This is a genomic window from Psychrobacter aestuarii (genome assembly GCF_904846035.1).
Classification (GTDB): Bacteria; Pseudomonadota; Gammaproteobacteria; order Pseudomonadales; family Moraxellaceae; genus Psychrobacter; species Psychrobacter aestuarii.
Genome location: NZ_CAJGYT010000001.1, coordinates 477,546 through 499,358 on the forward strand (window position 1 = coordinate 477,546; position 21,813 = coordinate 499,358).

General features: G+C 51.8%; 19 protein-coding genes. 13 read left to right on the forward strand and 6 right to left on the reverse strand.

All coding sequences use genetic code 11. The features are described from left to right. Positions 1 to 74: 74 nt before the first annotated feature. Positions 75 to 551 carry a DMT family transporter gene (locus JMW05_RS01860; protein WP_201503723.1) on the reverse strand — a complete coding sequence of 159 codons (477 nt, stop codon included), beginning with the start codon at positions 549 to 551 and terminating at the stop codon, positions 75 to 77. A gap of 5 nt (positions 552 to 556) precedes the next feature. After that, positions 557 to 991: a DMT family transporter gene (locus JMW05_RS01865; RefSeq protein WP_201503724.1), complete on the reverse strand. Its 435-nt coding sequence runs from the start codon at positions 989 to 991 to the stop codon at positions 557 to 559. Positions 992 to 1,097: 106 nt separating this feature from the next. On the opposite strand from JMW05_RS01865, the gene JMW05_RS01870 reads away from it, so the two are divergent. The 7 genes from JMW05_RS01870 (at position 1,098) to JMW05_RS01900 (ending at position 10,688) form a co-directional block, all read left to right on the forward strand. After that, positions 1,098 to 2,033, forward strand: coding sequence for a LysR family transcriptional regulator (locus JMW05_RS01870; protein WP_201503725.1), 936 nt, complete (start codon positions 1,098 to 1,100; stop codon positions 2,031 to 2,033). 363 nt (positions 2,034 to 2,396) lie between these two features. Next, complete coding sequence (locus JMW05_RS01875; RefSeq protein ID WP_201503726.1) at positions 2,397 to 3,146, forward strand: nitrilase-related carbon-nitrogen hydrolase; 750 nt, start codon at positions 2,397 to 2,399, stop codon at positions 3,144 to 3,146. Between the two features lie 25 nt (positions 3,147 to 3,171). Further along, positions 3,172 to 4,494 (forward strand): APC family permease, encoded by a 1,323-nt coding sequence (locus tag JMW05_RS01880; protein ID WP_201503727.1) that lies wholly within the window; start codon positions 3,172 to 3,174, stop codon positions 4,492 to 4,494. A gap of 324 nt (positions 4,495 to 4,818) precedes the next feature. Then, positions 4,819 to 6,630: an NAD(P)/FAD-dependent oxidoreductase gene (locus tag JMW05_RS01885; RefSeq protein WP_201503728.1), complete on the forward strand. Its 1,812-nt coding sequence runs from the start codon at positions 4,819 to 4,821 to the stop codon at positions 6,628 to 6,630. Between the two features lie 381 nt (positions 6,631 to 7,011). Continuing rightward, positions 7,012 to 7,710 carry a M15 family metallopeptidase gene (locus tag JMW05_RS01890; protein ID WP_201503729.1) on the forward strand — a complete coding sequence of 233 codons (699 nt, stop codon included), beginning with the start codon at positions 7,012 to 7,014 and terminating at the stop codon, positions 7,708 to 7,710. A gap of 46 nt (positions 7,711 to 7,756) precedes the next feature. Continuing rightward, positions 7,757 to 8,977 (forward strand): DUF819 family protein, encoded by a 1,221-nt coding sequence (locus JMW05_RS01895; RefSeq protein WP_201503730.1) that lies wholly within the window; start codon positions 7,757 to 7,759, stop codon positions 8,975 to 8,977. A 214-nt stretch (positions 8,978 to 9,191) separates the two neighbouring features. Beyond that, entirely contained in the window at positions 9,192 to 10,688 is a 1,497-nt protein-coding gene (locus tag JMW05_RS01900; protein ID WP_201503731.1) for a PepSY-associated TM helix domain-containing protein, read from the forward strand. Between the two features lie 101 nt (positions 10,689 to 10,789). Here the strand turns inward: JMW05_RS01900 and JMW05_RS01905 are convergent, their stop codons facing one another. From JMW05_RS01905 to JMW05_RS01915, 3 genes are all read right to left on the reverse strand, one after another. Then, a complete protein-coding gene (locus tag JMW05_RS01905; protein ID WP_201503732.1) occupies positions 10,790 to 11,956 on the reverse strand; it encodes an LD-carboxypeptidase in 1,167 nt (388 codons plus the stop codon). A gap of 167 nt (positions 11,957 to 12,123) precedes the next feature. Continuing rightward, positions 12,124 to 12,426 carry a hypothetical protein gene (locus JMW05_RS01910; RefSeq protein WP_201503733.1) on the reverse strand — a complete coding sequence of 101 codons (303 nt, stop codon included), beginning with the start codon at positions 12,424 to 12,426 and terminating at the stop codon, positions 12,124 to 12,126. A 103-nt stretch (positions 12,427 to 12,529) separates the two neighbouring features. Then, the gene (locus tag JMW05_RS01915) at positions 12,530 to 13,183 is read right to left on the reverse strand and encodes a hypothetical protein (protein WP_227691398.1); all 654 of its coding nucleotides are present in this window, start codon (positions 13,181 to 13,183) and stop codon (positions 12,530 to 12,532) included. A gap of 196 nt (positions 13,184 to 13,379) precedes the next feature. On the opposite strand from JMW05_RS01915, the gene dnaQ reads away from it, so the two are divergent. From dnaQ to nudC, 3 genes are all read left to right on the forward strand, one after another. After that, positions 13,380 to 14,909, forward strand: coding sequence for a DNA polymerase III subunit epsilon (gene dnaQ, locus JMW05_RS01920; protein WP_201503734.1), 1,530 nt, complete (start codon positions 13,380 to 13,382; stop codon positions 14,907 to 14,909). A gap of 91 nt (positions 14,910 to 15,000) precedes the next feature. Next, entirely contained in the window at positions 15,001 to 16,683 is a 1,683-nt protein-coding gene (locus JMW05_RS01925) for a hypothetical protein (protein ID WP_201503735.1), read from the forward strand. Positions 16,684 to 16,855: 172 nt separating this feature from the next. Then, the gene (gene nudC, locus JMW05_RS01930) at positions 16,856 to 17,779 is read left to right on the forward strand and encodes an NAD(+) diphosphatase (protein WP_201503736.1); all 924 of its coding nucleotides are present in this window, start codon (positions 16,856 to 16,858) and stop codon (positions 17,777 to 17,779) included. Between the two features lie 53 nt (positions 17,780 to 17,832). Here nudC and JMW05_RS01935 read toward each other — a convergent pair whose 3' ends face one another. Further along, the gene (locus JMW05_RS01935; protein ID WP_201503737.1) at positions 17,833 to 18,765 is read right to left on the reverse strand and encodes a DMT family transporter; all 933 of its coding nucleotides are present in this window, start codon (positions 18,763 to 18,765) and stop codon (positions 17,833 to 17,835) included. 90 nt (positions 18,766 to 18,855) lie between these two features. Here JMW05_RS01935 and JMW05_RS01940 point away from each other — a divergent pair, with 90 nt between their 5' ends. From JMW05_RS01940 to nth, 3 genes are all read left to right on the forward strand, one after another. Beyond that, a complete protein-coding gene (locus JMW05_RS01940; RefSeq protein WP_227691399.1) occupies positions 18,856 to 19,746 on the forward strand; it encodes a LysR family transcriptional regulator in 891 nt (296 codons plus the stop codon). A 135-nt stretch (positions 19,747 to 19,881) separates the two neighbouring features. After that, positions 19,882 to 20,745, forward strand: a complete 864-nt coding sequence (locus JMW05_RS01945) for an RnfABCDGE type electron transport complex subunit B (protein WP_201503739.1) — start codon at positions 19,882 to 19,884, stop codon at positions 20,743 to 20,745. A gap of 114 nt (positions 20,746 to 20,859) precedes the next feature. Then, the gene (gene nth / locus JMW05_RS01950; protein WP_201503740.1) at positions 20,860 to 21,555 is read left to right on the forward strand and encodes an endonuclease III; all 696 of its coding nucleotides are present in this window, start codon (positions 20,860 to 20,862) and stop codon (positions 21,553 to 21,555) included. Positions 21,556 to 21,813 lie beyond the last annotated feature (258 nt).

Below are 21,813 nucleotides of genomic sequence, written 5' to 3' on the forward strand. Positions count from 1 at the left end.
CCTGCTTTATTCACGTAGAAAAAAGCGGCTATTACCCAGCCGCTTTTATTGTCTAAACTTTTTTAAAACAAAACCTATTCTACCGCCACCTGCGCACGCTTGGTTGCCGCCTTATTACTGGCGTAAATAAAGTACAGCGCGATGGCCAAACACGCGATAGCAATCAGGCGGCTGCTCGATAGCGGTATCATCTCATTGCCAAACCAACCAAAATTGTCAATCAGCACACTCATCGTCAGCTGACCAAAGATGACCGCGACGGTCGCCACCGCCGTACCAATACGCTGCACCGCCACCACCATGATGACGATATAGGGCACGCCGCAAAATGCGCCCAGCAGCTGCCATTTGGGCACATCGAGCAAGGTGACGCTATGACGCGGCTCAAAGAACAATATCAATAGCGCAGTGACCAGCGCCCCGACCGAAAAGGTCAAAAACGCACTTTTAAACACCCCGACATTGTCGCCCAAGCGTCCGTTGAGCGCTGCTTGAATGCTCAATGCCGCGCCGCCAATCAGCGCCAGTACAATCATAAAAATCAATGTCATACTCATCACCCCTGTGCCATAAAAATTAATGCAACAATCATAAACACCAAGGCAATCACGCGCCTGCCATCAATTTTTCGTTGCTGGGTGGCAAACCAGCCATAGTGGTCGATGAGCAAGCTTTGTAGCACCTGCCCTGCCAAAATCCCTATCATCGTCAGCGCAATACCGATAACGGGCGTGACCACCGTCAAGGTCACCACATAGATAGGACCTAAAATACCGCCAACCAGTAGTAAAGGCGGCTGCGAGAAAAAAGAGGGACTGTTACGCGGACTAAAAAACAGCATTAATAAAAAGGTCAAAGCCGCGCCGACCCCAAAAATACTGAGCGTCGCCCACAGCTCTCCAACTTGTGCACCAAGGGGTCCGAGCAATCCCGCTTCAACGGAGAGCCCCATACCGCCGATGATGACGATAAGTATCAATAAAATCTGCATAGTGTTGCCTGCGTTTGGTTATGTATTGCAAGAGGCGCAGTCTATCGCAGTGCATTGCGTTAAAAAACGCTATAATGCACAAATCAGTTTTGCAAAAGTGGCACAAATGAAACATGCATCTAATATTAGTATCCGCACGCTGTCGTTGTTTATTGACGTTTTTGAAGCGCAGAGCTTTTCTGTGGTTGCTCGTAAAGAAGGCGTCTCTGCTTCTAAGATATCGCGGGTCATTAAACAATTAGAGGACGTGCTGGGTCAGCAGCTGTTTTATCGCAATACGCGCGCGGTGATACCCACTGAGGCTGGGCGGGTACTTATGGCGTACGCCGAACGTATCACTGAGCAGATGGATGCCGCGCAAAAGGCGCTACAAGCGCGCACGCAGACCCCGACAGGACTGCTCAGAATCAATGCGCCAGTGTTTTTTGGGCAGCGGCATATTGCGCCGTGGCTACCTGAGCTGAGCGCCCGCCACCCTAAGCTTGAGATAGATTTGACACTGACCGATGACTTTGTTGACCCGCATCACCATGCCACGGACATTATTTTTCGTATTGCCGCGTTGCACGATTCGGGACTGCATGCGCGTGTCTTTGGCACGCAGACCTACCATCTTGCCGCCGCGCCTGACTATCTGGCGCGTCACGGGGCTATCACGACCCCTGACGCGCTGCATCAGCATCACTGCCTGATGTATAAAGGCGCATCAGGCCCTAACCGCTGGCTGTTTAAAATCGGTGAGCAGCCGTGGACGCCCTGCGCTGTGCATGCACACATGATGTCCAACAATGCTGAGGCACTGCTTGCCGCGGCGCTCAAAGGCATGGGCGTGGTCTTGTTCCCTGATTGGTTGATCGGCGACCATCTCAAAAGCGGCGCGCTGGTCAAGCTGTTGCCCGGCTATCAGACGACCGTCAATGCCGACGCGCTATGCATCGCCGCCATCTATCCCAACACCCGCCACCCCTCCTTAAATGTGCGTGTATTGATTGATTATTTCTCCGAGGTGTATGGCAGCCCGCCTTACTGGCAATACAGCTGATAGCTCGCTGCCATATTTTTTATATCAAACAACAGCACGTTAACCCGTTTATAAGCTCGATAAGTTTTTCGGCTTTTAACCACACTTCATCGCCTTTATCTGCCCCTCATATCATCTGCTTTTTTAACAATTTGCTTAACAATAGCGGTTGCAATATAAAAAGATTGATTTCTATAATGTTTAGTAGGCAGAATTCTTGTTCATTATAGTGAACATTATTTTGATAAGGTGCGTGTCAGCATGCTTTGCCATTTGCAACAGACTGCTGCTTTATATCGCCATCGGACCATAAACCCCATTTACCCTATAAGCCGCAATCATCCACCTGCCACAGCCTCTCCCACCCATTGCACATAAGGGCACATGATGAAAATACTCCTCAATCAAATCGACATTACTGACTACGACGTCGCAACAAACGCGGCGGTCGTCCTAAGCGCCCTGCCCACGCATAAAGATGGCAATGATTTTATGATGTTCCCAGAGCTGACACTGACGGGCTTCCCCACCGCAGACAATATCGAGCAGCTGCACCAAGATGCCCTACCGCATTTTCAAGCCATCATAGACGCAAGCAAAGACACCGACGCCACCATCATCATCGGTCATATCGAAAAGGCGGACGACACGTTTTATAACGCCTGTTTTTTTATAAAAAACGGCGAGATTATCCATAAGCACAGAAAGTCCAAGCTGTGGCTCGATGACGTTGGTGTGTTTACACAAGGCAGCGACTTTGAGGTTATTGAGATTGATGAGGTGGTCTGCGGCGCGCAGATTTGTTTTGAGCTGGAGTTCCCAGAGGGCGCAAGAACGCTTGCTAAAAAAGGCGCGGACGTGATTTTTATGCCGAACGGCAACATGCACCCATATGCCAATGTGCATGCTGTGCTGACACAGGCGCGCGCGATTGAAAACCAATGCTTTGTCATTACCTGCAACAGTGTCGGCGTGGGACATGGCGGCGAATTCGTTGGCGAGAGTCTCGTCGTCTCCCCGACAGGCGAGATTATTAAAAAGCTCGGCGCTGGCGTAGAGACGGTCGCCGTTGATATTGACTTAAACGACATTCACAACGCAAAAAAGGATTATCAGTATTTAAACCTATTATAAAGACCATGAATTTAAGGAAAAAATCATGCAAAACAAGGACGTTGCACTCGAAAAAAACTTAGGCTTATTCGGTCTGATATTGTTCGGTTTGGCTTATATGACGCCGATGATTGTCTTTGGGACATATGGCGTGCTGTACGAAGCCTCGACGGGCAATGTGGCGACCGCTTATTTATTCGCCCTGATCGCCATGCTCTTTACCGCAGGCAGTTATGCCTTGATGGCGTACAAATACCCCTCTTCTGGCTCTTCTTATACCTTTGTCTCTAGGGTCTTTGGCGACAAAATCGGCTTTTTAACAGGCTGGACGATTTTACTCGATTATCTGTTTTTGCCGATGGTCATCTGGCTTATCGGTGGCATTTATTTAGAGGCGATGGCGCCGAGTATCCCTCTATGGTTCTGGATTGTGGCGTTTATCGTCTTGACCTCTGCGCTTAATTTTATTGGCTTTGGGGTCGCTAAAAAGGTCAACTTGGTACTGATGCTGATTCAGATTGGTGTGGTGATTGCCTTTTGCGCCTTAGCTCTGATGTACATCCAAGGCTCAAGCAACACGATTGCCACGCCGTCCTTGGACATTCTTGCCAGCGACAACCTTGCGCCCATTTTCTCAGGCGCAGCGATTGCCTGTTACTCTTTTTTGGGCTTTGATGCGGTATCGACCATGGCAGAAGAGACGGAAAACCCCAAGCATAATGTGCCAAAGGCGATTTTATTGGTCACGCTGCTCGGCGGTGTTATTTTTATCATTTCTTCATGGATATTGGGCAGTGCGTTTCCTGATATCAGCGTCTTTGCTGCCGAGTCAGCATCTGCAGACATTGCCAAGCAAGTCGGCGGCGTGATTTTTTCATCCGTTTTTATTGCTACGTTAGTCATCGCGCAGTTTACCTCAGGGGTGAGCGCGCAGGCGAGTGCGTCACGCTTGATGTTCGCAATGGGGCGCGATGGGGTGTTGCCGAGTGGCTTTTTTGGCAAGCTGCATGAGAAGTTTCGTACCCCTTATCTCAACATCTTTATCGTTGGCATCATCGGTCTGTTGGCGCTGCGTATGGACATTGCGACCTCGACCTCGTTTATTAACTTTGGCGCTTTTTCGGCGTTCGTCTTGGTCAATATGAGTGCTTTTAAAGAGTATTTTAGGCTGGATAACAGTGAGCGTACGCTAAAACAAAAAATACTGCATTTGGTGATACCCACCATCGGTGCGCTGTCTGTGTTTAAACTGCTGACCAGCTTGGATGCAAACGCGCTGATGCTTGGTGCGTTATGGCTTGCCATCGGCGTGTGTTATCTGATTTATCTTATTGTCAAAGGTAAAACCCTGACGTTGGATATGGAATAAAAACAGCGAAGCTGACCTGATATGCCGTCTTTGTCATTCGCGTGATAAAGGCGGTTTTTTTGTGGCTACTGCTTGCCTATAGCGTTATTGCTCCGCACAAAACACACCTACCCTATGCGTATTATCCCAATCAAAGTCTGTAGAAATATCAGAAAAATATTCAATAACCAAAATCCATCATTGTAAAGACAAACTATCGTTGACACTGCATCTTGCGCCTCGATATAGTCGTGAGAGGTTATCGGCTCTTTTGACCGTTAATCTTATTTTTATGGTTGCCTAGGGATTATCGCAACCACACCAACAACTAAGGAGAGGTGTGTCATGACGGCTCAAACATCAGAAAATCAATCGTCCGCCCAAGCGCAGGCATCCGAGTGGCTACAGCGCTTTGAACAGGCGCTCACAGACAAAGACATCGACAAAGCGGCAGACTGTTTTGAACAAGACGGCTACTGGCGCGACTTGATTGCCTTTACGTGGAATATCAAAACGCTGGAGGGGCAAGCACAAATCAAAGACATGCTCGCGCACACGCTAGACACTGCCGAGCCGCACAACTGGCAACTCGATGATGCGGCAGACAATGAGGGCGTGATTGAGGCGTGGATTCGCTTTGAAACCAAAGTAGCGACAGGCTATGGGCATCTGCGCCTGCGTGATGGCAAGGCGTGGACGCTATTGACCACGATGACTGAGCTCAAAGACTATCCTGAAAAGCGCAACAAAAAACGCCCGAAAGGTGCGGAGCATGGCGCAAACCCCGACCGCGTCACATGGCAAGAAAAACGCGCTGATGAGGAAGAAAATCTCGGCTACAGCGAGCAGCCCTACTGCCTCGTCATCGGCGGTGGTCAAGGTGGTATCGGTCTTGGGGCGCGCCTGCGGCAGCTCGAAGTGCCAACCATCGTCATTGACAAGCAGCCAAGAGCGGGCGACACGTGGCGCAACCGCTACAAGTCCTTATGCCTGCATGACCCCGTCTGGTATGACCACATGCCCTACCTGCCCTTTCCTGAGAACTGGCCTGTCTTTACCCCCAAAGACAAAATCGGTGATTGGCTTGAGATGTATACCAAGATTATGGAGGTCAACTATTGGGGCTCGACCGAATGCTTGAGCGCCAAATACGATAATGACGTACAGCAGTGGGATGTCGAGCTCGACCGCGACGGCGAGCGCCTAACTCTGCACCCCAAACAGCTCGTCTTAGCCACAGGCATGTCAGGACTGCCAAACGTTCCTGATATCGACGGTATGGAGGACTTTGAGGGCGAGCAGCACCATTCAAGTCAACACCCTGGTGGCGAGGCGTATCGCGGTAAAAAATGTATCGTGCTCGGCGCAAACAACTCAGCCCACGATATCTGCGCGGCGCTGTGGGAAAACGGCGCGGATGTGACCATGATACAGCGCTCATCGACGCATATTATTAAGTCCGATACCCTAATGAAAGAAGTCTTGGGCGGGCTGTATTCAGAAGAGGCGGTCGAGAATGGCATGACCACTTATAAGGCGGATTTAACCTTTGCCTCGATTCCCTTTAAAATCATGCCGCAGTTTCATGAGCCTGTGTACCGCAAGGTTGCCGAATTGGATGCCGATTTTTATCAGCGGTTAGAAGACGCAGGCTTTATGCTCGACTTCGGTGATGATTATACGGGGCTGTTTATGAAGTATTTGCGCCGCGGCTCGGGCTACTATATCGATGTGGGCGCATCTGAGCTGGTCGCTGATGGCAAAATCAAATTAAAATCTGGCGTCAGCATCGACCACATCAAACCGCATTCGGTGGTCTTGACTGACGGCACGGAGCTGGACGCTGACCTGATTGTCTATGCCACAGGCTATGGCTCAATGAATGGCTGGGCGGCAGAAATCATCTCGCAAGACGTGGCGGACAAGGTGGGCAAATGCTGGGGGATGGGCTCAGACACCACCAAAGACCCAGGTCCGTGGGAGGGTGAGCTGAGAAATATGTGGAAGCCCACGCAGCAAGAAGCGCTCTGGTTTCATGGAGGCAATTTGCATCAGTCGCGGCACTACTCACAGTACTTGTCCTTGCAACTAAAAGCGCGTATGGAAGGTTTGGACACGCCCGTCTATGGCATGCAAGAAGTGCATCATTTGGCGTAGTTTGTGCTGCATGATAACGGCTTATGATTTATCTATGTTATGGCGGTACTGACAACCTCAGTACCGCTGTTTTTCATGCGTAAAAACAGCCGCAATCAATACTCTGAGCAAAATCAATCATATACATATATATACCTCTTATCGCCTGCACCGCCCACGCTATATGGCGTTAATAATTACGATACATATACAGATTAATCATTGTCCGCTTGTTTTACTGGTAATGAAACGGTCTATAGGGCGGCGACTTTTGCCCTTGCATGACCATTTTATCCTTATACAACGAGTCACCACCGCTTTATGGCATAACGCGCTATTTTGCTATTGACTCGCTAGCAATAATGAGCGCCCATGCCCCGCAAATATGTATGTGAGAGACCTATGTTCGGACACCCTATCCCTAAGCTGCCACAGCACGACTGGGACGGCTTAGACGCCACGCATATTGTTCATGCTGATGAGCCATTACAGATTATTCCAACCAGCGACAAGTTAAAATCCTTTCCCTTTTATTTTGCCCACGACGTCAAGCATGCGCTCAATTTGTGCGTGGCGCGGCAGACGGTCGTACAAAAGCTGCAACAAGCCGCCGCCTTATTGCCTGCGCATATCGGCATCGTGGTGCTGGACGCGTGGCGACCCCGTGCCGTGCAGCAAGCGCTACAAGACGATATCGGTCATGTGGTCAAACAGACCTACCCCGAGCTGAACGAGCAAGAGCAACAAGCCCTGCTCGCGCAATTCGTCGCGCCAGCGGACAGCGACTTTATCAGTCCGCACCTCACTGGCGGCTCGGTAGATATCACCCTGTTTGATATCAATAGTGGCGAGTGGCTGGACATGGGCGCAGGATTTGATGAGCCAACCGAGCGCTCTTACACCCACTTTTATGAAGACCAACCTGAGAGCGCTGCGTGTGGCAATCGGCGCTTGTTGTACTGGGCGATGGCGAGCGTCGGTTTTAGCAATCTGCCGACAGAATGGTGGCATTTTGATTATGGCAATGCCTTATGGGCGCACTACGCAAACGAGCAGCACGCACTGTATGGCGCGATACAGTGGGAGGGCGCGGCATCGTAACCCTTTGTTAATAAAAAAATAATGGTTCTGTTCATGGAGGAACACTATGGAAACCTTGATTCAAGCTGATGACCACTTGGCGCTATGGACGTTTGTGCTTATTGCCGCCACATCCGCCATTTTTATTGAGCAGCGCTTTACGTGGGCGAGCAAAATACCAGGCGCGGTCATTGCACTTCTTATCGCCATCACGGCATCCAATCTAAAAATCATTCCCACCGATGCGCCCACTTACGATATTGTCTGGGGCTATATTGTGCCGCTTGCCATCCCGCTGCTGCTCTTCAAAACCAATATCCAATCGCTGGTTAAAGAAAGCTGGAAGCTGTTGCTGCTGTTTTTGGCCTCCTCGATGGCGACGATGGTCGGTACGGTCATTGCGTTTTTGGCGCTGCGCCATTACATTCCAGATTTGGACAAAGTCAGTGGCATGATTTCCGCCTCTTATAGCGGCGGCGGGGTCAACTATGCCGCCATGTCGGCCAAGCTGGAGCCCAGCGAGAGCATCAACGCTGCGACCATCGTTGCTGATAACATGATGATGGCGTTTTATTTTTTAATCCTTATCGGTCTGGCAGGGATTCCTATCATTCGCCGTATTTGGGGCTCGCCGCATACCGATGCGATTGAAAAAGACCCCGATATGCAAAACAGCCGTACGCTCTCAGAAGCGTACTGGAAGCCTGAGCTGATATCGCTCAGAGATATCGCTATTTGCTTGGCAAGCTCAATGCTGATTGTGCTGATTGCCTTTAAGCTGTCGGCATTTTTAAAGGCCTTGCTGGGTACCAGTGACAACATCATTGGTGACTTAATCATTAATTTGATTACCGATAAGTATCTGCTGCTCACCACCTTGACCTTTGTCGCGGCGTCTTTGTTTAAGGATTCGCTTGAAAAGCTGGGTGGCAGCCAAGAGCTGGGCACATATTGTATTTATCTGTTCTTTGTGGTCATTGGTATTCCCGCCTCTATTAGTCTGATTGTGACCAAAGCGCCCTTGTTGTTCTTATTCGTGTTTATCATTGCCATGGTCAATCTTGCCATCACCATGGGTATTGGCAAAGTATTTAAAGCGAATATTGAAGAGGTGGTACTCGCCTGTAATGCCAATATCGGCGGACCCACGACGGCGGCGGCACTCGCCATCAGTCGCGGCTGGACCAAGCTCGTCGGTCCTATCCTTGTTATCGGTACGGTCGGCTACGTGGTCGGCAACTACATCGGCACGATTATTTATTTTATCGTGACCCAAATTGGCGTCTGATACAGCAAGCGTTTTGCAAAAAAGTCGATACGCTCAGGTATCGGCTTTTTTATGCAATAACGGACACTGCCCGTCATGAATCAGGTAAGCGGCGGTATGGTTTATCGTCGTGACAGCCTTTATCTATAAAAACAACCACTTAATAACAACCATTAGCGGACGCCCCCTGCTTGTGCTTTAATAGCCACATTTTTTGGGCTGTGGAGCACAGACAATGTCGACATCAAGCAAACAAAACGCCAAGTATTTTCAGGTTTGGCGCTGGCATTTTTATGCAGGGATGTTCGTTGCGCCGTTTTTGATTGTCTTAAGCCTGACAGGGCTGGGCATGCTGCTGACTGCCAATACCACGGGGCGCGATTTGGACAGAATGGCAGTTGACGCGCCAGCGAATGTATCCCAGACCACGCCCGTCGCAAGCCAAGCCAAAGCCGCCCTGCAAGCGGTCGCTGATGGGCAACTGATTCAATACATCGCGCCGCGAGATGATAAGACGGTGGCGCTGTTTCGTGTGCAAAACTTAGATGATGTCTATATGGTGGCGGTGAACCCCTATGACGCGCACGTGGTCAAAACCTTTGCTGCCGACAGCAATCTGTACCATACCTTTGATGACATTCACAGCGATTTGCTGCTCGGGACGGTCGGTGATTATTTGCAAGAGACCGCCGCCGCGTTGACGATATTGCTGATATTAAGTGGAGGGTATTTGTGGTGGCAAAAGCGCCGTTCGGTGACGCGAATGCTCGTGCCTACTGCCACGCAGCCAACCAGCAAACGGCAGACTCTGCGCCTGATACACGCGACGCTCGGCAGTTGGGTATCTGTGGTGCTGCTGTTTTTTTGCATCTCTGGCATGGCGTGGGCAGGCATTTGGGGCGGTAAAGTGGTGCAGTCGTGGAGTCAGTTTCCCGCAGGGAAATGGGGCGTTGCGCCAATGCCGATGTCCATCGACCCAAACGCGCACGACATGCACGATATGGACATGAGTAGCGCTGCCCCGCACGTTCATGGCGCGGGCGCGGCACCGATGCCAATGCCAGCGCCAACGCACGGCGAAGCGCTCAATCACGGCAGCTCAAAGGACGTGCCGTGGGTGCTGGAGCTGACGCCGATGCCGCAATCAGGCACGACAATGGGCACAGACGGTATCAAAACAGGTTTGCCAATTGTGCTGGATACGGTCGATAAGTTCGCGCGCGAAAGTGGCTTTGTCGGGCGCTATCAGCTCAGCCTCCCGCAAGGGTCGATGGGCGTTTGGAGTATCAGCCAAGACTCGATGAGCCACGATATTAAGAACCCTTTTGCCGACCGCACCATGCATATTGACCGCTATTCAGGTAAGGTGCTCGCGGACATTCGCTTTGCCGATTACAATGCTTTTGGCAAATTTATGGCGGCAGGTATCGCGCTACATATGGGAACACTCGGCTGGTGGAGCGTGCTCGCGAACGTACTGTTTTGCTTGGCAGTCATTGCCATGTCGGTGCTCGGCTATGTGATGTGGTGGCAGCGCCGTCCACGCGATGCAGCAGGCACACTGGCGGCGCCCGCGCGCAATCAGCCCTTAGCCATCAGCAAGCCATTACTTGCGGTATTGCTCATCGTGGCGTGTCTGTTTCCGACCGCCATCATCGCGATTGTGGTGATGACACTGCTCGATGTTATCCTGATATCGCGTGTGCCCGCGCTCAAGCGTTTATTAAAATAAGCGCTTGAAAATACGGTAAATCTAAATGCGGTAAATCTGAATGATAAAAAAACGCGGATAGAGACCTGTCCGCGTTTTTTAATGCTACGTTATGCTTTAGTTTAGCCCTTTTGCCACAGTGCTGGTGGATATATCTGCTCGGCATCAAGCGTGGGATAGCCGCTAAAGCTGAGCTGATAGCCGCCTGCCGTATCGGGCTGAATGCGGCACAGCGCACCCAAAGGGAAGCTGCGTTTTTTGCCCACGTGACCGAACGGCATCCCTGTATAAATGGGCAAGCCTGTTAAATCGCGTAGCTGCTCGATGACCGCACGCGCGTCATAGCGCTTGTCATAGCTGTCCTCGCCCGTGCCTGACAGTGCACCGAAGACAATCGCTTGCTGCCCTTTGAACGCGCCTGCCAAATACAAGTCATACAGCATGCGCTCAACGCGGTACGACTGCTCGCCCACGTCTTCCAAAAATACAATGCCGCCATCAATACGCGGCAGATACGCACTGCCTGCCAACGCAGACACCACGCTCAGATTGCCGCCCCACAATGTGCCTGTGATGGACTGGCTGCTGTCTTTCGCCATGATGCGCGGTAAGGTGTCAAGCGCGCTATCCGCAGCAAGCGCAGGCACATCAATCGTTAACGCTTTGTCCGTCAATACGCTGACAAACTCTTGACTGCTCACGATATCAGGCTGCGTCTTGCCAAACTCGCTATAGAGCATGGGCGCAGCAAGCGAGCTCATGCCGCCTTTTGCCAGTAGCGCACACTGAATGGCGGTCACATCGCTAAAGCCCGCCAATATAGTGCCGCGCTCACGCATCAGCTGCCCAAGCGTCTGCCAATCGACGTTGGGCAAAATCCGCATCGCGCCATAGCCGCCACGCACCCCAAGCAGCACCTTGGGCGCAGCGATGGCCCCTGTGGCGATGTTTTGCAAATCAGCAGCGCGCTGGGCATCGGTACCTGCAAAGCGCAAATACTGCCGACTGACAATCTCAGGATTTTTGACATCAAAGCCTGCGCAGCGTATCCGTGCCAGTGCCAACGCATTGCGCGCTGTCTGCTCGCTGGCATTGGAGCTGGCAAACAGCCGCGTCTCAATCGTCGGATGATGACAAGTCGCCGCCAGCATATCGGCATTCGCATAGCTGCGGCGCACCCCTACCCCTGCACTGCCCAGCGCACCGACGCCAAGACACGCACCGAGCGCCCCCAAGAACTGACGGCGATTGGTCGGATTGGCGGGCGTATTGGCATTTGACTGCGACATAAGAGTCCTTGATACGGATGACTTAATGATTGAACACTGAGCGCGTTTAATTTGAGTGCTTTGCACTTTAGCCTTTTAAACATCGCTACTATAGCGAGGCGCTAAGTCATATTTTTATACAACAGCTTTGTTTAAAGCTAACAGCTTTGTAGGCAAAATATGACTGACTAATCGGGCAAGTCGTATTTTTTTTGGTCAGGATTGAGCCCAAAAGAATAGACGAAGGTCGCCGCGGCGCTATTGACCACCACAAACAACACGTCCAAACCCTCATGACCGAGCGCGTAGCGGCTAATCAAGGCTGAAATCGGCAGCATCAGCACAAAAAACGCCAGCATACACATCACAATCTTAGGATGGGTAAAGCTGTATGGCGCGTCCACATCTGCTGGCGGCAAGACATGCTTGCGCGTCGCCCAACCTGCGGCATAAGACAGACCACCTAAAACAAGATAGCTAAAAAAATTCATAACAACGGCTCAATCAGTAAAGGGTGCGGCACAGGTTGCAGCACCGCTATCATATGAAATAAAAAGATCTGCCGCGATGGGCAATGCGTGCAGCACGGCGAGGCTACTGCGGTTGTGTCTGCGCAGCGCTGTCCGTATCAGACGGCGCATTTTGGGCATCATTGCTCACTGGGTCAGCAGCAGATTTTGTTGGCATGGCCGCTGTGGCATCTGCCGCGTTGATATTGTCGATGACAATGTTTGATGTGCCATGCGGACTTGCCGTCATATCGACATTGACCGTGTCACAATCGACCTTATAAATGGTATTGGCACCGCGGTAGATATACGCCAGATATTGGCTATCGAGCAGCGGGTCGATATTGGCATAAGCGGAGGTGACATGCGCCATGACCATCACTTTATCAGGGCGTGCCAACAGTGCATCGACGTGCTTGGGGTCGATGGAAAAATACTTGGGTATCTCGCCGCGACCGATTTCTTCAAGCGCTGATGGCTCATCCCACACGGTTTTGGCGCCTACAGGCTCTTTCATTTGCATGACCCACTTACCAGCCTGTTCGCTGATGCGTATCTGCGCAGGCTCATCGTGGCTGACGGTATAGCAGCCTTCAAACACAGACAAATCTGTGGCATCTTTTGTTTTGCTGGTGGTGGTCGGTTCGCTACAGCCTGCAATCAATAGACTGCTAAGCAAAGTCCCCATCAGCAAGCCTTTTAGGCTTTTATCAACAGCATGTCTGGTCGTGCGCGTCATCGGATTGTCCTATCGCTATCGAAAACGCGCTTATTTTAGCAGAAAAAACCGACCAGCACGGCGCTGATATGACACGGTTTTTTGTTGCTGCCCCCTATCGGCAAACAGATTTGTTATAATCGATGACCGACAGACAGCCGCGATGAGATGCGGCGGTCTTTATGTCTTTGTCTTGCTACTTTGGGTATGGTGTCTTATGTCTGTTCTCTCCTCTGCCACATCGCTTACTGACCCCTTAGCCGCCAAAGCGGCGACCACCATTGCCTACACCGATGGCGCGTGTAAAGGCAATCCAGGTGCAGGCGGCTGGGGTGCGCACTTAATCTTTAGCGATGGCAGCACCCAAGATGTCTATGGCGGTGAAGCCAAAACCACCAACAACCGCATGGAGCTGATGGGCGCGATTCAGGCGATTGAGCACAGCCCTGCAGCGCACACCTTAGAGATTTGGACCGACTCCAGCTATGTACAAAAAGGCATCACCGAATGGGTGGCAGGCTGGAAGGCACGCGGCTGGAAAACTGCCAGTAAAAAACCTGTCGCCAACCAAGACCTGTGGCAGCAGCTTGACAATTTGTGCAGCAAACGCGATGTCAGCTGGCATTGGGTCAAAGGACACGCAGGGCACGCGGGCAACGAAAAGGCCGATGCCCTTGCCAATCTTGGTGTGCATGGCTCAAGCGCGGATGCTACAGATGCTAAAAAAAAACCACACACTGATGCCGTAGACGCGCCCGCAGCCGATGACTGGTTGACCAATGACCCCTTAGGATTCAATATGATGTCTGATAGCTTTATCGATGATATGCCCATGGACGATGCCAAAAGCAGCGCCGCGATGCACACAAGCCAACCTGCCAGCACAGAGGTATCTATGATGGACACGCCAGTAACTGCCAAGACCGTGACAGCAGATATGGACAATGAGACCGACAGCGTGCCCTTTGATGGCGACACCAGCCGTGCCAACCCGCACTTTAAGCCCTTACTGCCGCATCCTAAGCATCGCCACGAGAGCAACCGTCAGCTGATTATGGATACCGAGACCACAGGATTGGACGCACAAAAAGGCGACCGCGTGATTGAGGTGGGTATCGTGGAGCTGGTCGGACGCCGCTTTACGGGCGAAAAGCTGCACGTCTATATCAATCCTGAGCGCGGCATGGACGAAGAAGTCATTCGCATTCACGGTATCAGTGAGGCGTTTTTGGCGGACAAGCCTGTGTTTGCCGATGTTGCGCAGTCGCTATACGACTTTATGTATGGCGCCGAGGTCATCGCGCACAATGCGCCCTTTGATATGAGCTTTTTATTGATGGAATTTGATAGGGTCGGTTTGCATGACTTTGCTGCAAGTGTGCAAGTCACCGACTCTCTATGGCTTGCCAAGCAGCAATACCCTGGACAAAAGAACACGCTAGATGCGCTGGTGCGCCGCCTAAATGTGGGCAAGCAAGACCGTACTTTCCACGGCGCTTTGCTTGATTCTGAGATTTTGGCCGAGGTTTACCTTGCCATGACGGGCGGACAGGTGGCGCTCGCAATCGAAGAGGACACACAGAGCGAGCAAGGACAAAGCAGTCACCATCACTTTGCCGCGCTCGCGGACAAACTGGTACGCTCCTCACGAGATACCCACGCCCATCAAGACTGGTTTGCCAAACTTTCTGATGATTATCCAGAAATAAAAGCCGCAATGTCTCAGTGGTCGGTAGCGTTTGAATAGCAGATGTTGTATGTTATCTAAAAATCCGAATAAATCTTGACCTCGCTATTGTAAACTTACTTTATGATTGGCATTTTATGGAAGAATCGCTATGAGTCAACTTGAACCCATCACTCTACATACCCCAAGTTTGAGTATCACCAACTTTGGTCTGCCGTCATTGCACGTATTGCGTGATGAGATTGTGGTGACCCTAAAAGATACAGAGACCCACCTCAGTGAGTTTAATGACGACAGCGAACAAGCGCCCTTGCTGCTTGACTCGGCGAGTGTGTTAAAGCAGCTTGCGCGCATCTTTCAGCTGATTTCCTTGGCAGGTGCGCAGGTACTCAGCACCGCGATTGCCAACGGCTTACAAAAGCTGTATGACAGTGGTGACAATACCGATACCGCGCTGATTATGGACTTATCCGAAGCCATCATGACCCTTGACCGTTATATCGAGTTTGTCTTATTGACCGAGACGGTTGAGCCTTCTTTATTGCTGCCTATCATCAATACCTTGCAAAAAGCCACCGATCAGCCGCCAATGGATGCGGATTTTTTTGCAGAATTTGGCAGCAGCAGTGTGGTGATTGCCAACCCTGAGCAGAACTTCCAAGATTTGGGCGAGCTGAATGTCGACCGCGAGCTGTTAAGCCACGCTTATCGCAGTGGTCTGTTTGTGGCACTGACATCAGACGGTAAGGACTTGAGCGATACCGACCAGCAGCGCCTCAAGGCAATGAGCGCCGCCTGTATGGCGATTGCCGCGCAGACCAGCAGCCTTTTTTGGCAAGCCGCCGCCGCTGCCGTGATGAATATCGAAGAAATCATGCCGCTAAGCAGCATGCAAAAGCACACCCTGATTTATCTTGAGCAGCAGTTCCGCAGCTACTTGCCTGTGATGGACGCACGCTTTGCTGACTTGGTGACGCTGGCGTGTCAACGTCAAAACCCATTGGCAGGCGCGATTCGTGAGCAGTACTCGCACAACCAGCTAGAAACTGAGCAGCGCGATAAGATGCGCAGCTTTTTATTTGGTCCCAATCGCCAAATCACCGATACGCTCAACGATTTGATTCAAAACCAAATCAGCGACATCAAAGACAAAGTGGACGAGTACGCGCGCGGCGAGTCTATCCACGCGCCTGAAACCCAAGCCCAGCAGATATCTGATGAGCTGACTTTGCTAAAATCAACGCTACAGCTGCTGGGACTTGGCTCTACCGCCAGCGCCTTGCAAGCGGCTGCCGATGCGGTGATGACGTGGCAGACGCCGACGCCTGAAGACTTTGACATGCTGCTGCTTGCGCTGATGAGCGCTGAAAACGCGACCATCGCGATGGCGCGCTTACACACGCCAGGAACAGCGAACCTACCACTGAATAACCAAAACATCTCACTGCATCAGCTAAACACCGCGCATGAGACCTTGATTCAAGAGAGCCGCACCGCCATCGCCAGTGCCGAGCAAGCCATCTGTGATTACTTGGCCGATAGCAACCGCGAAGTGTTTAATATCGCCAACATTCCTGAAATGCTGCGTCAAGTGTCAGGGGCGGTGCGCTTTTTGAACTTGCCTGTTTCAGCGACTATGTTCAGCCAATTGGCAACGTATTTGGACACGCGCCTGGCAAGCGAGCAAGCGCTGGATGATGCGAGCTTAAGCCACATCGCCGATATCATCATGTCGGTGGACTACCGCTTAGACAGCTTTGAGCACAACCGTCCTGTGGGCAATCAGTCATTAAATATTGCCCAAAACAGCTTAAGCCGTTTGCTGGCTGCATAAGTATCATACTGCTATTGGCATAAAGCTGCTTTGGACACCATGCATTGACATTGCCGATAGCCGCACGCATATCTATAGCGATGGGTGACTGAGTCAAGTTGCCTGTCGCTTCTTTTTTTGTCTGTCTTAGCGCACGATATTAAGCACAGATACCGATTTTGGAAAATGTATTATGATGTCAGCTGCCCTGATTTTTGATGCCGATACCTTATTGTGCCGCCAGACCGAGACAGGCTGGCAACCTGTAACTGCCACCCTACCCGCATCGATGCAGGCGTGTGGCTATGAGCAGTTGGGCTGCGTGCTGCTATCGGCGGATAACCTTGTCAATCCCCCTGATGATACGACGCATCAAGCACAAACCCTCACTGCCGATGCGGCCATCAGTCATGCCTTTGCGACAGCGCACGCGCTATTACCCGCAGCGATAATGCCCGCGGACGACGCGCAGAACATTGGCGATTGTGCCTTTATTGCTTATCGTCAGCTTATCAGTCAGTTGTCCGCGGTGGATGTGGGACGCTTGAACCAAGCCTTGCAACTGCTACGCTGGCAAGCCGAGACGCAGTTTTGCAGCCGCTGCGGGCATGGCGTACACGCGCACCCAGCAGGCGAGCGCGCCATGGTCTGTGACCGCTGCAACCTGCATCAGTATCCGCGTATTCAGCCGTGTGTCATTACCGCCATCACGCGCCCAAACCCAGATACAGGCGCGATGCAAATCTTGCTCGCGCACCATCGCCGCTACGGGCAAAGCACCCAGCCCAAGCGTTATGGCTTGATTGCAGGTTTTGTCGAGGTTGGTGAGAGCTTAGAGCAGGCAGTGGTGCGTGAAGTGGGCGAAGAAGTGGCGATTGAAGTAACCAATATTCGCTACGTCAGCAGCCAGCCGTGGCCGTTTCCGTCTAATCTCATGCTTGGCTTTCGCGCCACGTATGCTCGCGGTGATATTGTGATTGAGGAAGAAGAGCTGACCGAGGCGAAGTTTTTTGATGTTGCCGATATGCCGCTGATACCGCCAATTGGCAGTATCGCGCGCGATTTGATTGAACAAGTCGCCGCTGAGCAGGGTATCGACTTGCGCCATCACCCTTAAATGCGGCTGATGGCGTCTGCTTTTATTTTTGGTCTATATTGCTTGTTTTTCACTTAGATTTTGCACGGTTCTGCAGCAGCAGCTTGCCGACGCGCCGAGAGCTGCGGCAACAGCAAGCCTGCAATCACCACCGCCATGCCCATCAGTTGTAGGGCGCTGGTGTGCTGCCCATAGGCGAGCGAGACGATAGCGGCAAAGACAGGCACAAAGTTAAAAAACAGCGCCGCTTTGGGTGCGCCCAGCTGATTGACCCCTGATATCCATAAAAAATACCCCGCGACCGTCCCCAAAATACCGATAAACAATAAGTCCGCCAGTACGCTTGGGCTGATGGCGAGGCTTTCTTGTATTGGCTGCGCGCTGTGGGTAACGTTTAAGACCACAAGCGTCATGATGACCGCCGACACCATGCCAATAAAGATGTACATCACCATCGGCATAAAGCGGCTGATATACTGAGTAAAATGGGTATATAAGCTCCAAAACAACATACCGAGCACAATCAACTTGTCCCCACGGTTAAACTCAAAAGCCAATAAGCGCGCAAAGTCGCCTTGGGTCAAGACCAATAGCACCCCAAACAAGCTGACCGCAAGGCTGACACACATGGCGCGTGTGGGCAGTTTTTTATCATCAACACAGCCAATCAGCGAGGTCATCAATGGACTGAGCGCCATCACCAGTGCGCCATTGTTGGGATTGGTCAGCTCAAGTCCTGTAAACAGGCAGATATTTAGCCCGCCGATACCCACCATCGATACGGTGATTGCCGCCAGCCACTGCCGAGCGCTCAGCTTTGGTATGGGTGTACGCCGCCACAGAAAATACAACCCGATAGAGACTGCCGCCAAACCAAAGCGCCATAAAATCAAGGTCAAGGCATGTACTTCTGTCAGCGCGTGCTTGCCTATTGGAAAGGTCGCGCCCCAAAACGCCGTGCAGATAAGCAGTAGGACGATGGCTTTGATAGTCTCTGAGAAGTACATCGTACCCTCCTTTCTTAACGTAGATGCCACCTAGTCTATAGGTTTTATTTATGATATAAATATGCAAAAATAAAATCATACCTTTTATATATGAAACTTAATTGCTCATTAGATGATTTATACAGCTTTTGCATGGTCGCTAAGTATGCAAGCTTTACCCAAGCGGCGCACGCTTTGGATATGCCGCTATCAACGCTCAGTCGGCGTATCGCACATCTTGAAAATCAGCTGAACGTCACCCTGCTGCACCGAGACGCGCACCGTGTGCAGCTGACTTATGAGGGTCAGCTGTATTATCAAAAGAGCACAGGCTGGTTTGAGCAGCTCTCAAGTACCGTCGGCTGCCTGCAACAAAACACGCAGCAAGCCTCGGGCTTGATTCGCGTTACCGCCCCGATTAACTTGACGCAAAGCAGTCTTGCGCCTCTGTTTAATGATTTTTTGCACACCTATCCTGACATTCAGCTCGATTTGCGCCTGTCCAATCGGCATTTAGACATCGAAGAGGACGCTATTGACGTGGCGTTTCGTGTCGGCGAGCATAGCCATGCTGACTGGGTCGGGCGCGCACTATACCCCATTCAGATGATTATTTGTAGTGCGCCGACGCTTATCAATGACCATCTGCGCGCCCCTGAAGACTTGGCAGCGCTGCCCAAAGTGGTGATGTATCCGATACTGCCGCGCCCGCTTGAGCATATCGTCTCAGGCGAGCGCTGCGCCTTTGCCAATACGGACAATGTACGGATGTGGGTCAATGACCTAGACGTCCTAACGCAAGCGGTCATTGCTGGCGTGGGCATCGGTCTGGTGCCCGACTACATTGCCAAGCCCTTGATAGCGGCAGGCAAGATGGTGCATGTGTTGCCTGAGTGGCGCAATCAGCCGCGCGTCTGTCATATGCTCTACCGTCATCGAGACCATATCCCGCACCGCGTGCGCCTGTTTATTGACTTTATACTTGAGCGTTTTGATGCCTGATGTGTTACCCTTTGCCGTAATCACGCAGGCCTTTGGCGTACAGCCGTGATGCTCTGACGCATCAGCATCCGTTACCCAAAACCGCCGCAACATCTGATATCCGCCCCTTGCACGAACGATAGGACAAAGACACTTATGGTAGCCGCTGCCAACCCTAATGGTCAGACCACAGACACCGAGACTGCGCCCGTACGCTTTATTGACATGCCCATTTTGTTTGATGCGCTTGCATTACAGACATTGCCAATCGCCATTCAGCAGCAGATTGCGGCGGTCGATGATTGCCTGCCGCAGACCCAATGCGGTCTGTGCGAGCATCCTGACGGCTGCTTGCCTTATGCTGCCGCCATCGTGACCGAGGGCGAAGTGCACAATAAATGCGTGCCGGGCGGTCAGCCTGTTACCGATGCCATCGCCCGCGTTCTAGACCGTGCGCCCACACTGGACGCCGCGCCCTCCAAGTGGTCTGTCGATACGGACACGGGTCGTCCGCACGAGGTGCGTGCCATCATTCGTGAAGATGAGTGCATCGGCTGCACCAAGTGCATCCCCGCCTGCCCAGTCGATGCCATCATCGGCACGGGCAAGCACATGCACAGCATCATGACCGACCTCTGTACAGGCTGCGAGCTGTGCCTTGCGCCTTGTCCTGTGGACTGTATCGACTTGGTGCCCATCAGCCGTGACCTCTCTTTTGAGGCGCGCCAAGCCGAAGAAGACGCGCTGCGCACCCGCTATCATACCCATCTGCGCCGCGTCACCGAGCAGCTCAGCGACCGCAGCAACACCAAGCCTGTGGTCAGTATGGTAGAAGCAAAGCTCAATAACGCCACCAATCAAAGCATTGATATCAGCGAAGAGGATGCGCGCAGCACTATTAAAGCGGCCAAACTGCGCAGCCAAATTAAAAAGCTAGAAAAGCAGCTGGCCGTGCGCGCCAACCCACAAAAGGCGCAGCAGCTTGCCGCCTTACAAGACGAGCTGGCACAAGTGACTTAAGCCGCTGACAACTTTAAAAGCCTTCTTGCATAAAAAAACGCTGATTTATCACGCCGTTTTTTATGCTATTTTTGACATACCTTATGATGAATAATAACCAAACAGCCCAATGCCATGAGTAAAACTGTCCGTCACAAAACCGCCGAGACCCCGCCATCACGCCGCATGCCCAATCGCGCAGTGACGCCGTTTTTTGAAAAGCTGGCCGCGACCATTGATGCGCCTGTCACCGAGCTTAATTACCACAGCAATTTTGAGCTGCTCATCGCCGTGATTTTATCCGCGCAAGCGACCGACGTCAGCGTCAATATCGCCACCGACCAGCTGTATCCTATTGCCAACACGCCTGAGGCGATACTGGCGCTTGGTGAAGACGGCTTAAAAAATTATATTAAAAACATTGGCTTATACAACACCAAAGCCAAAAACGTCATCAAAACCTGCCGCGACTTGATTGATAAGTTTGACGGCATCGTTCCTGATAACCGCAAAGACCTAGAGTCCTTGGCGGGCGTGGGACGCAAGACGGCAAACGTGGTGCTAAATACCGCCTTTGGGCAGCCCACCATGGCGGTCGATACGCATATCTTTCGCGTGGGCAATCGTACAGGACTTGCCACAGGCAAAACCGTACGCATCGTAGAAGACAAGCTGGTTGAGCGCATTCCTGAGGCGTACATGCTAGACGCGCATCATTACCTCATACTGCACGGGCGCTATACTTGCCAAGCGCGAACGCCCAAGTGCGGCGCGTGTCCTGTGTATATGGAGTGTATGTTCAAGGACAAAGCCGACTTTGCCACCCAATAAACCACGTGAGCTGAATCCTACTTAGCGTAAGCTAAAGGTTGCTCACTAGAGTTTTGCCCCGTTTCAAGGTAGAATAAGCCTATTTTTCTATTACAGTAGGTCGTCTGGGTCACCGCGCCACACCGACTCTGGCGCGCTCATATTGCCCCCAGTCACCTACGCTTGCAGTATCCACGAACACAACGTACCAAAGTCCCGACCTGCCGCGTCGCCCATCGGCGCTGCGTTTTTGTATCGTGTGTTTTTTCTCATTATTGA